The sequence below is a fragment of the Escherichia sp. MOD1-EC6475 genome, assembly GCF_003046645.1.
Lineage (GTDB): Bacteria > Pseudomonadota > Gammaproteobacteria > Enterobacterales > Enterobacteriaceae > Escherichia > Escherichia ruysiae.
Window position 1 is genome coordinate 43,498 of the sequence record NZ_PZKQ01000031.1, and the last position, 13,155, is coordinate 56,652.

Genomic DNA, 13,155 nt, shown 5'->3' on the forward strand with positions numbered 1-13,155 from the left:
GATGCGAATATTTGTCTACGGCAGTTTACGTCACAAACAAGGCAACAGCCACTGGATGACCAATGCCCAGTTGCTGGGCGATTTCAGTATCGATAACTACCAGTTGTATAGCCTGGGCCACTATCCAGGCGCAGTTCCGGGAAACGGAACGGTACACGGTGAAGTTTATCGTATTGACAACGCCACGCTGGCCGAACTTGATGCCTTGCGCACCAGGGGCGGTGAATACGCGCGCCAGTTGATTCAGACGCCGTACGGGAGTGCATGGATGTACGTTTATCAACGACCCGTCGATGGATTAACGCTGATTGAAAGCGGCGACTGGTTAGACAGGGATAAGTCATAATATAAACACGCCACCTTCGGGTGGCGTTGTTTTTTCGAGGTATCTCGCATTCTTTTTTGTAATTCCCCCACCTTTTGATTTTCTCTCCGAGCCGCTTTCCATATCTGTTAACGCATGAAAAACTCTGCTGGCGTTTACAAATGCGCAGGGGTAAAACCGGGGCACGCTTTGAACGGTGAGTATGAGTGAGGTCGGCTAACTTCCAGCAAGTGGCTATGAACAGCAAAATGGTGGTCGAGTTTAGCTTGTTCTTACCGTTCAAGCCTTTCAACTGCTGAGAATAATGATAGTGGAATAGATAGTTTATATATTGCGGGCATAAAAAAACCCTTACTAACCGAAGCCCGGCGTTCAGGGTTATTGCGCTAGAAGAACTTATTTATTCTTTGCGCGCTCGAAGGAAGCAACGATTTCAGCTTTAGCGGCTTCGGCGTTATCCCAGCCGTCAACTTTAACCCACTTGCCTTTTTCGAGGTCTTTGTAGTGCTCGAAGAAGTGAGCGATCTGAGCCTTCAGCAGTTCCGGCAGATCGTTAACGTCTTTGATGTGATCGTATTCTTTGCTCAGCTTGCTGTGCGGAACAGCAACCAGTTTCGCATCTTCACCGGCTTCGTCGGTCATTTTCAGAACGCCAACCGGACGGCAACGGATCACAGAACCCGGCTGCAGCGGGTACGGAGTCGGAACCAGTACGTCAACCGGGTCACCGTCCAGAGACAGGGTGTGGTTGATGTAACCGTAGTTGCACGGATAGAACATCGCGGTGGACATGAAGCGGTCAACGAACAGTGCGCCGCTCTCTTTGTCGATTTCGTATTTGATCGGATCTGCGTTAGCCGGGATCTCAATAACAACGTAGATGTCTTCCGGCAGATCTTTACCCGCAGGGACGTTGAGTAAGCTCATGTCTGTTTCCTTTAAAATATGTGGCAAACAAGTGCCGAGTATTATAGCCAACTCGCGCCGAATGTCTTCGCTTGTTTTCGTCCTCATATTCCTTTTTCGCCAGTTTTAAGACGGCTCGTGGAGCAGGAACATCCATAACCGTAGCCGCATTTTTCATAGTGATATGAAAGCGATTACAAACTTGTGATTAACGTTTTATTTACTTTTTTGAAGTGTGATGTAACGCAATCCGTTACATAACGAATTGTCTATAGTTTTTTCGCGAACATCTTTTCACCAATAATAACTATCCCGACGAGGACAACCCTATGTGGAAACGCTTACTTGTAGTCTCTGCAGTCTCGGCAGCCATGTCGTCTATGGCGTTGGCCGCTCCATTAACCGTAGGATTTTCGCAGGTCGGATCAGAATCCGGCTGGCGCGCCGCAGAAACCAACGTGGCGAAAAGTGAGGCCGAAAAACGTGGTATCACGCTAAAAATTGCCGATGGTCAGCAAAAGCAGGAAAACCAGATTAAAGCGGTACGTTCCTTCGTTGCACAAGGGGTAGATGCGATCTTTATCGCTCCAGTGGTGGCGACGGGTTGGGAGCCGGTATTAAAAGAGGCGAAAGATGCCGAAATTCCGGTCTTTTTGCTCGACCGTTCCATTGATGTGAAAGACAAATCTCTCTATATGACCACTGTCACCGCTGACAACATTCTTGAAGGTAAGCTGATTGGTGACTGGCTGGTAAAAGAAGTGAATGGCAAACCATGCAACGTGGTGGAGTTGCAGGGCACCGTTGGGGCAAGCGTTGCCATCGACCGTAAAAAAGGTTTTGCCGAAGCCATTAAGAATGCGCCAAATATCAAAATCATCCGCTCGCAGTCCGGTGATTTCACCCGCAGTAAAGGCAAAGAAGTTATGGAGAGCTTTATCAAAGCGGAAAACAACGGCAAAAACATCTGCATGGTTTACGCCCATAACGACGACATGGTGATTGGCGCAATTCAGGCAATTAAAGAAGCGGGTCTGAAGCCAGGCAAAGATATCCTCACGGGTTCCATTGACGGCGTGCCGGACATCTACAAAGCAATGATTGATGGCGAAGCGAATGCCAGCGTTGAACTGACGCCAAACATGGCCGGCCCGGCCTTCGACGCGCTGGAGAAATACAAAAAAGACGGCACCATGCCTGAAAAGCTGACGCTGACCAAGTCCACCCTTTACCTGCCTGATACCGCAAAAGAAGAGTTAGAGAAGAAGAAAAACATGGGGTATTGAGGGGCATCAATACCTGATGCCGACTTGTGGGCCGCCGGATAAGGCGTTTATGCCGCATCCGGCGGTTGTACAGCACCGGACTTAACACCGTGCACAATCTGTCCCCCTCGCCCCTTCGGGGAGAGGGTTAGGGTGAGGGGGACAAACGGCGCAGCTCTTAACATCAGGCACGATCTATTCCCAGACTTTTAGAGCGTGGCTAAGGGGGAAACCATGACGACCGACCAACACCAGGAAATCCTCCGTACCGAAGGATTAAGTAAATTTTTCCCCGGAGTCAAAGCGTTAGACAACGTCGACTTCAGTCTACGGCGCGGTGAAATTATGGCGCTGCTCGGTGAAAACGGAGCCGGTAAATCGACGCTGATCAAAGCACTTACCGGTGTCTACCACGCCGATCGCGGTACTATCTGGTTGGACGGTCAGACTATCTCACCAAAAAACACCGCCCACGCACAACAGCTAGGCATCGGCACCGTCTATCAGGAAGTCAACCTGTTACCCAACATGTCGGTAGCCGACAACCTTTTTATCGGCCGCGAACCTAAACGTTTCGGCCTGCTACGCCGTAAAGAGATGGAAAAGCGCGCTACCGAACTGATGGCATCTTATGGCTTTTCCCTCGACGTGCGTGAACCACTCAACCGCTTTTCGGTGGCGATGCAGCAAATCGTTGCCATTTGCCGGGCCATCGATCTCTCCGCCAAAGTGCTGATCCTCGATGAACCCACCGCCAGTCTCGATACTCAGGAAGTAGAGTTGCTGTTTGGCCTGATGCGCCAGTTGCGCGATCGCGGCGTCAGCTTGATCTTCGTTACGCACTTTCTCGATCAGGTTTATCAGGTCAGCGATCGGATCACTGTCTTACGCAACGGCAGCTTCGTTGGCTGTCGGGAAACCCGCGAGCTACCGCAGATCGAACTGGTCAAAATGATGCTTGGGCGCGAACTCGACACCCACGCGCTACAACGTGCCGGACGGACATTACTTAGCGACAAACCCGTTGCTGCGTTTAAAAATTACGGCAAGAAAGGAACGATCGCGCCGTTTGATCTCGAAGTGCGCCCGGGCGAGATCGTCGGACTGGCAGGCTTGCTGGGATCGGGTCGTACCGAAACCGCTGAAGTTATCTTCGGAATCAAACCCGCCGACAGCGGCACTGCGCTGATCAAAGGCCAACCACAAACGCTACGATCGCCACATCAGGCTTCGGTACTGGGCATTGGTTTTTGCCCGGAAGACAGAAAAACCGATGGCATCATCGCCGCCGCCTCGGTGCGCGAAAATATCATCCTTGCCTTACAAGCCCAGCGCGGCTGGCTACGACCGATCTCTCGCAAAGAACAGCAAGAGATTGCCGAACGTTTTATCCGCCAGCTTGGCATTCGCACCCCTTCCTCCGAACAGCCAATAGAGTTCCTCTCTGGTGGCAATCAGCAAAAAGTGTTGCTCTCACGCTGGCTGCTGACTCGTCCGCAATTTCTGATCCTCGACGAGCCAACGCGCGGTATTGACGTGGGCGCCCACGCCGAGATCATCCGCCTGATTGAAACACTTTGCGCCGACGGTCTGGCTTTATTAGTAATTTCTTCCGAACTGGAAGAGCTGGTGGGCTATGCCGATCGGGTGATCATCATGCGCGATCGCAAACAGGTGGCGGAAATCCCGCTGGCAGAACTCTCCGTTCCGGCGATCATGAACGCCATTGCGGCGTAAGGAGAACAGTGTGATGCCTCAATCTCTCCCTGACACCGCGTCGTCGAAAAGGCGTTTTCGCTGGCCGACGGGAATGCCTCAACTGGCGGCGCTATTGCTGGTGCTGCTGGTCGATAGTCTGGTCGCCCCACATTTCTGGCAGGTGGTGCTTCAGGATGGGCGTTTGTTCGGTAGCCCTATCGACATTCTTAACCGTGCGGCTCCCGTTGCGTTACTGGCGATTGGCATGACGCTGGTGATCGCCACTGGTGGGATTGATCTCTCCGTAGGCGCGGTGATGGCTATCGCCGGAGCTACAACTGCCGCGATGACGGTCGCGGGATTCAGCCTGCCGATTGTTTTGTTAAGCGCCCTGGGCACCGGCATTCTGGCAGGATTGTGGAATGGCATTCTGGTGGCAATCCTCAAAATTCAGCCGTTTGTCGCCACTCTGATCCTGATGGTTGCCGGGCGCGGCGTGGCGCAATTGATCACCTCCGGGCAGATCGTCACTTTCAACTCACCAGATCTCTCGTGGTTCGGCAGTGGATCGCTGCTGTTCCTGCCAACGCCAGTCATTATCGCCATGCTGACGCTTCTCCTGTTCTGGCTGTTGACTCGCAAAACGGCGCTGGGGATGTTTATTGAAGCCGTTGGTATCAACATTCGGGCAGCAAAAAATGCCGGAGTGAACACTCGGATCATCGTCATGCTCACCTACGTGTTGAGTGGGCTGTGTGCGGCAATTGCGGGCATTATCGTGGCTGCGGATATTCGCGGTGCGGACGCCAATAACGCCGGATTATGGCTGGAACTGGACGCCATTCTCGCGGTTGTGATCGGCGGTGGATCGCTGATGGGCGGGCGTTTTAACCTGCTGCTTTCGGTAGTGGGGGCGCTGATCATTCAGGGAATGAACACCGGGATTTTACTTTCGGGCTTTCCGCCAGAGATGAACCAGGTGGTGAAAGCGGTGGTGGTGCTTTGCGTGCTGATTGTTCAGTCGCAACGCTTTATCCGTCTGATTAAAGGAGTACGTAGTCATGATAAAACGTAACTTACCACTGATGATCACCATCGGCGTTTTTGTGTTGGGCTATCTCTACTGCCTGACGCAGTTTCCCGGTTTTGCTTCTACGCGAGTGATCTGCAATATCCTGACCGATAACGCCTTTTTGGGGATCATCGCCGTCGGTATGACCTTTGTGATCCTCTCTGGCGGTATCGATCTCTCCGTCGGTTCGGTGATCGCTTTTACCGGCGTGTTTCTGGCAAAGGTGATTGGCGACTTTGGAATTTCACCACTCTTGGCCTTCCCACTGGTACTGGCGATGGGCTGTGCATTCGGCGCATTTATGGGGCTTTTGATCGACGCGCTGAAGATCCCGGCATTCATCATTACCCTGGCGGGAATGTTTTTTTTGCGTGGCGTCAGCTACCTCGTTTCGGAAGAATCGATCCCGATTAACCATCCCATTTATGACACACTCTCTGGCCTTGCGTGGAAAATTCCCGGCGGCGGTCGCTTAAGCGCGATGGGGCTGCTGATGCTGGCGGTCGTGGTTATCGGTATTTTTCTCGCACATCGCACCCGCTTTGGTAATCAGGTGTATGCCATTGGTGGCAACGCTACATCAGCGAATCTGATGGGGATTTCCACCCGCAGCACCACGATTCGCATTTATATGCTTTCCACCGGACTGGCGACACTGGCGGGGATTGTCTTCTCTATTTACACCCAGGCCGGATACGCGCTGGCTGGCGTAGGTGTGGAACTGGACGCTATCGCCTCCGTGGTGATTGGCGGTACACTTTTAAGCGGCGGCGTTGGGACAGTATTAGGAACGCTGTTTGGCGTGGCGATTCAGGGACTCATTCAGACTTACATAAACTTTGACGGTACGCTGAGTTCATGGTGGACGAAAATCGCTATCGGAATTTTGTTGTTTATTTTTATTGCCTTACAGCGTGGGTTAACGGTGCTGTGGGAGAATCGTCAGAGTTCGCCAGTAATAAGAGTGAGTCCGGAAAATACAATAAAAGAGTAAATTCACTGATATATAAGGATATTTTTATGTGGGCAAAGGAAGGTGAGGGTTTAAGTACAACATGCAAAAGTTGTGGTGTGGATGTTTTACCACCTGATGATTATTGTAGAAGCTGTGATGATAAAAAACTTACGGGGATTGGCGGTTGGCTGTATTTACCTGCTATTTCTTTAGTGCTGGTGATTATTTCGAGCATTTATTCTTTTGTACGAACATGGGGGCTTGCTCAGAGTAGTCAGGAAGAACCGCTCAGAACTCTGCTTTATCTGGAAGTGGCTGGATTTGCCACGATATTTCTGTTGGTAAGTTATACTACCTTTTTGTTTTTTAATAAGAAACGCCAACTTCCGCACTACTATATTGCCCTTCTTCTGGCGCTCTTCGCATTGAATGTTGCTGATATCTGGGGAGCAGTACAATTTCTTCATGCCACAATTGATTTTTTAGACGCATGGGGTGTGCTGAAAAATATCATTCATCTGGCTATCTGGGTCCCCTATTTCCGAGTCTCTAAACGAGTCAAATTAACTTTTGTTAATTAGAACGCAAAAACGCCGGAACAATCCGGCGTTTTTAGACCATTACGCGTCCGGGAACTCACGGATAAAGCGTTCGACATCTTCAACCATATGGTTATTGCCGACGAAGAAAGAACGGCGCTGGTGCAGGGTTTCCGGGATGATATCCAGAATACGCTCTTTGCCATCGCTCGCTTTACCGCCTGCTTGTTCCGCCAGGAATGCCATCGGGTTGCACTCATACAGCAAACGTAGTTTACCGTCTGGGTGGCTGGCGGTGCTTGGGTAGAGATAAATTCCACCTTTCAGCAGGTTACGGTGGAAATCCGCAACCAGTGAACCGATATAACGCGAGGTATACGGGCGGTTGGTGGATTTATCTTCTTCCTGGCAGAATTTAATGTACTTCTTCACCCCATTAGGGAACTTAATGTAGTTTCCTTCGTTGATGGAGTAGGTTGAGCCTTTCTCCGGGAAGCGCATCCGTTCCTGGCACAGGCAGAAAACGCCGAGTGAAGGATCATAGGTAAAGGCGTGAACACCGCATCCTGTGGTGTAAACCAGCATGGTAGAGGAGCCGTATACCACGTAACCTGCGGCAACCTGTTTGTTGCCAGGCTGGAGGAAATCTTCTTCCGTTACCGGCGTACCGACAGGTGTAACGCGGCGGTAGATGGAGAAAATCGTACCGACAGAGACGTTAACATCGATGTTGGACGAGCCATCCAGTGGGTCCATCAGCACAACGTATTTTGCGTGTTCACAGCCTTCAAAGACGACAATCTCATCTTCTTCTTCAGATGCAATGCCCGCAACGATATCGCGCGCTTTCAATGCGGCTTTCAGTTTTTCATTAGCGAACAGGTCGAGTTTCTGTTGAACCTCGCCCTGCACGTTCTCAGCACCGCTGGCACCCAGGATATCAACCAGTCCTGCTTTGTTGATATCGCGATGGATAATCTTGGCGCCCAGTTTTATTGCCGACAGCAAAGCAGTGAGCTCACCGGTAGCATGAGAAAACTCGTGCTGCTTTTCGACAATAAATTCACCTAACGTTTTCATAAAACTTTCCCTGCAATGTTTATGGAGTAAAGCGACCGCAACAATCTTAACAAATAATCTGAATGTTGCGCTCAGGTGAATCGCGCCAGCAAATTACGGATTATCCTGAAATGCGTTTCTCACTTGCCCGACATATGCGTAAAATGAGCGGTAGATTAAAAAAGGATAATGACGTATGCGCATTCATATTTTAGGAATTTGTGGCACGTTTATGGGTGGTCTGGCGATTCTGGCGCGCCAGTTGGGCCATGAAGTAACGGGTTCGGACGCTAATGTGTATCCGCCGATGAGCACCTTACTTGAGAAGCAAGGCATTGAACTGATTCAGGGTTACGATGCCAGCCAACTCGATCCGCAGCCGGATCTGGTGATTATTGGTAATGCCATGACCCGTGGAAATCCGTGTGTGGAAGCGGTACTGGAAAAAAACATTCCGTATATGTCGGGGCCGCAGTGGCTGCACGATTTTGTGCTGCGCGACCGCTGGGTGCTGGCTGTTGCCGGTACACACGGCAAAACCACCACGGCGGGAATGGCGACCTGGATTCTGGAACAGTGTGGCTATAAACCGGGTTTTGTTATTGGCGGTGTGCCTGGAAACTTTGATGTTTCGGCGCGTCTGGGCGAAAGTGACTTCTTTGTTATCGAAGCGGACGAGTATGACTGCGCCTTCTTCGACAAACGCTCCAAATTTGTCCATTACTGCCCGCGCACGCTGATCCTCAATAATCTTGAGTTCGATCACGCCGATATCTTTGATGACCTGAAAGCGATCCAGAAACAATTCCACCATCTGGTGCGTATTGTTCCTGGGCAGGGTCGTATTATCTGGCCGGAAAACGACATCAACCTGAAACAGACCATGGCGATGGGTTGCTGGAGTGATCAGGAACAGGTAGGCGAGCAGGGACGCTGGCAGGCGAAAAAGCTGACCACCGATGCTTCCGAATGGGAAGTCTTGCTGGATGGCGAAAAAGTGGGCGAAGTGAAATGGTCGCTGGTTGGCGAACATAACATGCACAACGGTCTGATGGCGATTGCTGCGGCTCGTCATGTTGGTGTTGCGCCGGCAGATGCTGCTAATGCGCTGGGGTCGTTTATCAACGCTCGTCGTCGTCTGGAGTTGCGCGGTGAAGCGAATGGCGTGACGGTGTATGACGATTTTGCCCATCACCCGACGGCGATTCTGGCAACGCTGGCGGCGCTGCGCGGTAAAGTCGGTGGTACGGCGCGTATTATTGCCGTGCTGGAACCGCGCTCAAACACCATGAAGATGGGCGTCTGCAAAGACGATCTGGCACCGTCGTTAGGCCGTGCCGATGAAGTCTTTCTGCTGCAACCGGCGCATATTCCGTGGCAGGTAGCTGAAGTGGCAGAAGCCTGTATTCAGCCTGCGCACTGGAGTGGTGATGTCGATGCGTTGGCAGATATGGTGGTGAAAACCGCCCAGCCTGGCGACCATATTCTGGTGATGAGCAACGGCGGTTTTGGTGGTATTCATCAGAAACTACTGGATGGTCTGGCGAAGAAGGCGGAAGCTGCGCAGTAATTCTGAAGCTTCAGCCTGGAGTAGCATTGCCGGATAAAGCGTTTACGCCGCATCCGGCAAACCATACTCACATCAACAACACAACTTACCCTTCGTTCTCTGCCAGCTCGCGCAGATACTGGAAAATCTGTCGCGCGGATTTCGGCGGCTTATTCCCTTCTTTCTCTTTCTTCGCGTTGCGGATCAGAGTACGCAGTTGCTGGCGATCGGCATCAGGCCACAAGTTCAATACGTCAGCGATGGCATCATCACCGTGGTCGATCAAACGATCGCGCAGGTTTTCCAGTTTATGGAACAGCACCACCTGCTGGTTGTGGCGGTTTTTCAGCTTATCCAGCGCCTGACGGATAGGCTCTACGTCGCGCTGGCGCAGCATCTTACCGATGAGCTGCAACTGGCGGCGGCGACCTTCCATCTTAATACGCTGGGCTAACTCGATAGCCGCACGCAGATCCGCATCTAACGGGATCTTATCCAGCGCGTTTTTCCCCAGATCAACAATTTCCGCGCCCAGGCGTTTTAACTCCTCGGCATCGCGTTTAATTTCACTTTTACTGACCCAGATAATTTCATCGTCTTCGTCTTCGATATCATCACCGGGAACGTCGTCGAGCCAGTCTTCGGGCTGCTTAGTCATGTCAGGCTCCTTAAAAAAAGAGGCTAATGTTACCAGTTAAGATGCGCACTGAAAAACGGTTCTCTGTTAGACTTCAGAGAAACTCTCTACATTATGGCACTTGCAATGAAAGTAATCTCTCAAGTTGAAGCGCAGCGCAAGATTCTGGAAGAAGCAGTTTCGACTGCGCTGGAGTTGGCCTCAGGCAAATCGGACGGTGCGGAAGTTGCCGTCAGCAAGACCACCGGCATTAGCGTAAGCACGCGCTATGGTGAAGTGGAGAATGTCGAATTCAATAGCGATGGCGCGCTGGGGATCACCGTTTATCACCAGAATCGCAAAGGTAGCGCATCATCCACCGATTTAAGCCCGCAGGCTATTGCCCGCACCGTACAGGCGGCGCTGGATATTGCTCGTTATACCTCGCCAGATCCTTACGCAGGTGTGGCAGATAAAGAACTGCTGGCCTTTGACGCACCGGATCTCGATTTATTCCATCCTGCAGAAGTTTCCCCGGATGAAGCTATTGAACTGGCGGCTCGTGCTGAACAGGCGGCATTGCAGGCGGACAAACGCATCACCAATACCGAAGGCGGCAGCTTTAACAGCCACTACGGCGTAAAAGTTTTTGGCAACAGCCACGGCATGTTGCAGGGATACTGCTCAACGCGTCATTCACTCTCCAGCTGTGTGATTGCCGAAGAAAATGGCGATATGGAACGTGATTACGCCTACACCATTGGCCGCGCGATGAGCGATCTACAAACGCCAGAGTGGGTTGGGGCAGACTGCGCTCGCCGCACTTTATCGCGCCTGTCACCGCGTAAACTCTCCACCATGAAAGCGCCGGTGATTTTTGCCAATGAAGTCGCAACCGGATTGTTTGGTCATTTAGTTGGTGCAATTGCCGGTGGCGCGGTCTACCGTAAATCCACCTTCCTGCTCGACTCGCTGGGTAAACAAATTCTGCCGGACTGGCTGACCATTGAAGAACATCCGCATCTGCTGAAAGGGCTGGCCTCTACGCCATTCGACAGTGAAGGGGTGCGCACCGAGCGTCGCGATATTATTAAAGATGGCATCCTGACCCAGTGGCTGCTGACCAGCTATTCCGCGCGTAAACTGGGGCTGAAAAGCACCGGACACGCAGGTGGTATTCACAACTGGCGTATTGCCGGGCAAGGACTCAGCTTTGAGCAGATGCTCAAAGAAATGGGCACCGGCCTGGTAGTGACGGAACTGATGGGCCAGGGCGTGAGTGCAATTACCGGTGATTATTCCCGTGGTGCAGCGGGCTTCTGGGTCGAGAATGGCGAAATTCAATATCCGGTTAGTGAAATCACTATCGCAGGTAATTTAAAAGATATGTGGCGCAATATTGTCACCGTCGGTAACGATATTGAAACACGCAGCAATATACAGTGTGGTTCTGTACTGTTGCCGGAGATGAAAATCGCCGGGCAGTAAAAAAACTGGCGCGACCTGCCGCGCCGAATCTTCATAATAAAAAAGGAAGTGAGCAATGCGTAAAAGCCTGTTAGCTATTCTTGCAGTCTCCTCGTTGGTATTCAGTTCGGTGTCGTTTGCCGCTGAGCTGGAAGACAATATGGAAACCCTCAATGACAATTTAAAAGTGGTCGAAAAGGCGGATAACGCGGCACAAGTCAAAGACGCGTTAACCAAAATGCGCGCTGCGGCGCTGGATGCGCAAAAAGCGACGCCGCCGAAGCTGGAAGGTAAATCACCAGACAGCCCGGAAATGAAAGACTTCCGCCACGGTTTTGACATTCTGGTCGGTCAGATTGACGACGCGCTGAAGCTGGCTAATGAAGGTAAAGTCAAAGAAGCACAGGCCGCCGCAGAGCAACTGAAAACGACCCGCAACGCCTATCACCAGAAGTATCGTTAATTCCTTATTGGGCGGTGAAACGTTACCGCCCAACGCTTTCTTCTCCCTTCGTAAAATCACCGCAATATCTATCTTCACCACGGCATATTCCTGCGTGTCGTCCTCATTTTTGCGAGGCGTTTTCCAGAAATGAATGTAATGCATATGTAATGCTATAATGCATTACACTTTTCATAATTACCGGAGGCATAATGGCCACACTTAACGTCCGCCTGGATGACAAACTGAAAAATGAGGCTTATGCGGTGCTGGAAAAATTAAATATCACGCCTACTGAAGCAGTGCGGCTGCTGTTTCAATACGTTGCGGAAAATGGACGAATGCCGGTAAAAACGCTCACTGTCAGTGATAGTGAAGAAGCCTTGTTACGCACTGTCAGGGAACGACTGGCCAACCCACAAGAGGCCATTAAGGTCCGACTGGATGAACTATGAGCTGGCTTTTGATCTGCGGGCGCTGAAAGAGTGGCAAAAACTGGGCGTGACAGTCCGGGAACAATTTAAAAAAAAGCTTGAGGATGTGCTGAAAAGACCGCGCAATCCATCGGCTAAACTGCGGGATTTACCGGACTGCTACAAAATTAAGCTGCACACACTGGGATATCGCTTGGTTTATCAGGTTAACGATAAAGAGTTGCTCGTGTTGGTGATAGCTATTGGTAAGAGAGAGAACTCAGCCGTTTATGAAGACGCGACTAAACGGCTGGATGAGTGATTAACGCAAATGATGCACCACCTGATTGCTGCTGCCGCGCCAGATCAGGGAAGGGTCTTTTAAATCCTGCACAAATTTGCCGTCGACCAGCACGTTAATCAGATCAACAACCTGCATTTGCGCAGCATTGAGTTCGTCGAGTTTATAGCCTGTCCACACCCAGATATCTTTACCCGGACACTCGGCGCGGATGCGTTGTACCAGTTTCAGAATATCCGGCACGTTTTGCGGATGCAGCGGATCGCCGCCGGAGAGGGAAATACCCTGGCGTTTGATACGAGTGTCATTCAGATCGTTGATGATCTGGTCTTCCATTGCTTTGGTAAATGGCTGACCGGAATTTACCCGCCAGGTGCTTTTGTTATAGCAACCGGGGCATTCATGAACACACCCGGAGACAAACAGAGTGCAGCGAGTGCCGGGGCCGTTGACGATGTCGACAGGATAGTACTGATGATAATTCATTTTCGCTTCTCAATTGACGCCATGACTGCTCTGGTGCGTACGGGGCGAAGTCCTCTGAGGCT

Annotated in this window: 15 protein-coding genes; 11 read left to right on the plus strand and 4 right to left on the minus strand. The window is 51.3% G+C overall.

Annotated elements, in window-relative coordinates:
* Window position 1 precedes the first annotated feature (1 nt).
* Window positions 2-346 carry a gamma-glutamylcyclotransferase family protein gene (locus A7589_RS11250; protein ID WP_001219162.1) on the plus strand — a complete coding sequence of 115 codons (345 nt, stop codon included), beginning with the start codon at window positions 2-4 and terminating at the stop codon, window positions 344-346.
* Between the two features lie 375 nt (window positions 347-721).
* On the opposite strand, the gene ppa is transcribed toward A7589_RS11250, so the two are convergent.
* Complete coding sequence (gene ppa, locus A7589_RS11255; RefSeq protein ID WP_000055074.1) at window positions 722-1,252, minus strand: inorganic diphosphatase; 531 nt, start codon at window positions 1,250-1,252, stop codon at window positions 722-724.
* 308 nt (window positions 1,253-1,560) lie between these two features.
* Here ppa and ytfQ point away from each other — a divergent pair, with 308 nt between their 5' ends.
* The 5 genes from ytfQ to A7589_RS11285 all read left to right on the plus strand — a co-directional run bounded on the left by ytfQ (window position 1,561) and on the right by A7589_RS11285 (window position 6,802).
* On the plus strand, window positions 1,561-2,517 hold the full coding sequence (ytfQ, locus tag A7589_RS11265; protein ID WP_000265933.1) for a galactofuranose ABC transporter substrate-binding protein YtfQ: 957 nt from the start codon (window positions 1,561-1,563) through the stop codon (window positions 2,515-2,517).
* 213 nt (window positions 2,518-2,730) lie between these two features.
* Complete coding sequence (gene ytfR / locus A7589_RS11270) at window positions 2,731-4,233, plus strand: galactofuranose ABC transporter, ATP-binding protein YtfR (RefSeq protein WP_000205783.1); 1,503 nt, start codon at window positions 2,731-2,733, stop codon at window positions 4,231-4,233.
* Window positions 4,234-4,246: 13 nt separating this feature from the next.
* Window positions 4,247-5,269, plus strand: a complete 1,023-nt coding sequence (ytfT, locus tag A7589_RS11275) for a galactofuranose ABC transporter, ATP-binding protein YtfT (RefSeq protein WP_123058199.1) — start codon at window positions 4,247-4,249, stop codon at window positions 5,267-5,269.
* Window positions 5,256-6,260 (plus strand): galactofuranose ABC transporter, permease protein YjfF, encoded by a 1,005-nt coding sequence (gene yjfF / locus A7589_RS11280; RefSeq protein ID WP_000596003.1) that lies wholly within the window; start codon window positions 5,256-5,258, stop codon window positions 6,258-6,260. Before ytfT ends, yjfF begins: the two co-directional genes overlap by 14 nt.
* A gap of 26 nt (window positions 6,261-6,286) precedes the next feature.
* Window positions 6,287-6,802 carry a DUF2569 domain-containing protein gene (locus A7589_RS11285; RefSeq protein WP_000263318.1) on the plus strand — a complete coding sequence of 172 codons (516 nt, stop codon included), beginning with the start codon at window positions 6,287-6,289 and terminating at the stop codon, window positions 6,800-6,802.
* Window positions 6,803-6,841: 39 nt separating this feature from the next.
* Here A7589_RS11285 and fbp read toward each other — a convergent pair whose 3' ends face one another.
* Window positions 6,842-7,840, minus strand: a complete 999-nt coding sequence (fbp, locus tag A7589_RS11290) for a class 1 fructose-bisphosphatase (RefSeq protein WP_000853756.1) — start codon at window positions 7,838-7,840, stop codon at window positions 6,842-6,844.
* A 175-nt stretch (window positions 7,841-8,015) separates the two neighbouring features.
* Between fbp and mpl the strand changes: the two genes are divergently transcribed.
* Complete coding sequence (mpl, locus tag A7589_RS11295) at window positions 8,016-9,389, plus strand: UDP-N-acetylmuramate:L-alanyl-gamma-D-glutamyl-meso-diaminopimelate ligase (RefSeq protein ID WP_001219776.1); 1,374 nt, start codon at window positions 8,016-8,018, stop codon at window positions 9,387-9,389.
* 85 nt (window positions 9,390-9,474) lie between these two features.
* On the opposite strand, the gene yjgA is transcribed toward mpl, so the two are convergent.
* A complete protein-coding gene (gene yjgA / locus A7589_RS11300) occupies window positions 9,475-10,026 on the minus strand; it encodes a ribosome biogenesis factor YjgA (protein ID WP_000166265.1) in 552 nt (183 codons plus the stop codon).
* 93 nt (window positions 10,027-10,119) lie between these two features.
* Between yjgA and pmbA the strand changes: the two genes are divergently transcribed.
* The 4 genes from pmbA (at window position 10,120) to A7589_RS11325 (ending at window position 12,628) form a co-directional block, all read left to right on the plus strand.
* Window positions 10,120-11,472, plus strand: coding sequence for a metalloprotease PmbA (gene pmbA, locus A7589_RS11305; RefSeq protein WP_001162191.1), 1,353 nt, complete (start codon window positions 10,120-10,122; stop codon window positions 11,470-11,472).
* A 55-nt stretch (window positions 11,473-11,527) separates the two neighbouring features.
* Window positions 11,528-11,914 (plus strand): cytochrome b562, encoded by a 387-nt coding sequence (gene cybC / locus A7589_RS11310; RefSeq protein ID WP_001232262.1) that lies wholly within the window; start codon window positions 11,528-11,530, stop codon window positions 11,912-11,914.
* Between the two features lie 191 nt (window positions 11,915-12,105).
* Complete coding sequence (locus tag A7589_RS11320) at window positions 12,106-12,348, plus strand: type II toxin-antitoxin system RelB/DinJ family antitoxin (RefSeq protein WP_000212715.1); 243 nt, start codon at window positions 12,106-12,108, stop codon at window positions 12,346-12,348.
* The gene (locus A7589_RS11325; protein ID WP_001105430.1) at window positions 12,338-12,628 is read left to right on the plus strand and encodes a type II toxin-antitoxin system RelE family toxin; all 291 of its coding nucleotides are present in this window, start codon (window positions 12,338-12,340) and stop codon (window positions 12,626-12,628) included. The genes A7589_RS11320 and A7589_RS11325 overlap by 11 nt, the downstream gene beginning before the upstream one ends.
* Here A7589_RS11325 and nrdG read toward each other — a convergent pair whose 3' ends face one another.
* On the minus strand, window positions 12,629-13,093 hold the full coding sequence (gene nrdG, locus A7589_RS11330) for an anaerobic ribonucleoside-triphosphate reductase-activating protein (RefSeq protein WP_001106233.1): 465 nt from the start codon (window positions 13,091-13,093) through the stop codon (window positions 12,629-12,631).
* Window positions 13,094-13,155 lie beyond the last annotated feature (62 nt).

Bases quoted from the DNA above. Each gene is read 5' to 3' on its own strand.
- A7589_RS11325 (WP_001105430.1), top strand. From the start codon at position 12,338: ATGAACTATGAGCTGGCTTTTGATCTGCGGGCGCTGAAAGAGTGGCAA.
- yjgA (WP_000166265.1), bottom strand. From the start codon at position 10,026: ATGACTAAGCAGCCCGAAGACTGGCTCGACGACGTTCCCGGTGATGAT.
- A7589_RS11250 (WP_001219162.1), top strand. From the start codon at position 2: ATGCGAATATTTGTCTACGGCAGTTTACGTCACAAACAAGGCAACAGC.
- A7589_RS11285 (WP_000263318.1), top strand. From the start codon at position 6,287: ATGTGGGCAAAGGAAGGTGAGGGTTTAAGTACAACATGCAAAAGTTGT.
- fbp (WP_000853756.1), bottom strand. From the start codon at position 7,840: ATGAAAACGTTAGGTGAATTTATTGTCGAAAAGCAGCACGAGTTTTCT.
- ppa (WP_000055074.1), bottom strand. From the start codon at position 1,252: ATGAGCTTACTCAACGTCCCTGCGGGTAAAGATCTGCCGGAAGACATC.
- A7589_RS11320 (WP_000212715.1), top strand. From the start codon at position 12,106: ATGGCCACACTTAACGTCCGCCTGGATGACAAACTGAAAAATGAGGCT.
- cybC (WP_001232262.1), top strand. From the start codon at position 11,528: ATGCGTAAAAGCCTGTTAGCTATTCTTGCAGTCTCCTCGTTGGTATTC.
- pmbA (WP_001162191.1), top strand. From the start codon at position 10,120: ATGGCACTTGCAATGAAAGTAATCTCTCAAGTTGAAGCGCAGCGCAAG.
- ytfQ (WP_000265933.1), top strand. From the start codon at position 1,561: ATGTGGAAACGCTTACTTGTAGTCTCTGCAGTCTCGGCAGCCATGTCG.
- yjfF (WP_000596003.1), top strand. From the start codon at position 5,256: ATGATAAAACGTAACTTACCACTGATGATCACCATCGGCGTTTTTGTG.
- ytfT (WP_123058199.1), top strand. From the start codon at position 4,247: ATGCCTCAATCTCTCCCTGACACCGCGTCGTCGAAAAGGCGTTTTCGC.
- nrdG (WP_001106233.1), bottom strand. From the start codon at position 13,093: ATGAATTATCATCAGTACTATCCTGTCGACATCGTCAACGGCCCCGGC.
- ytfR (WP_000205783.1), top strand. From the start codon at position 2,731: ATGACGACCGACCAACACCAGGAAATCCTCCGTACCGAAGGATTAAGT.
- mpl (WP_001219776.1), top strand. From the start codon at position 8,016: ATGCGCATTCATATTTTAGGAATTTGTGGCACGTTTATGGGTGGTCTG.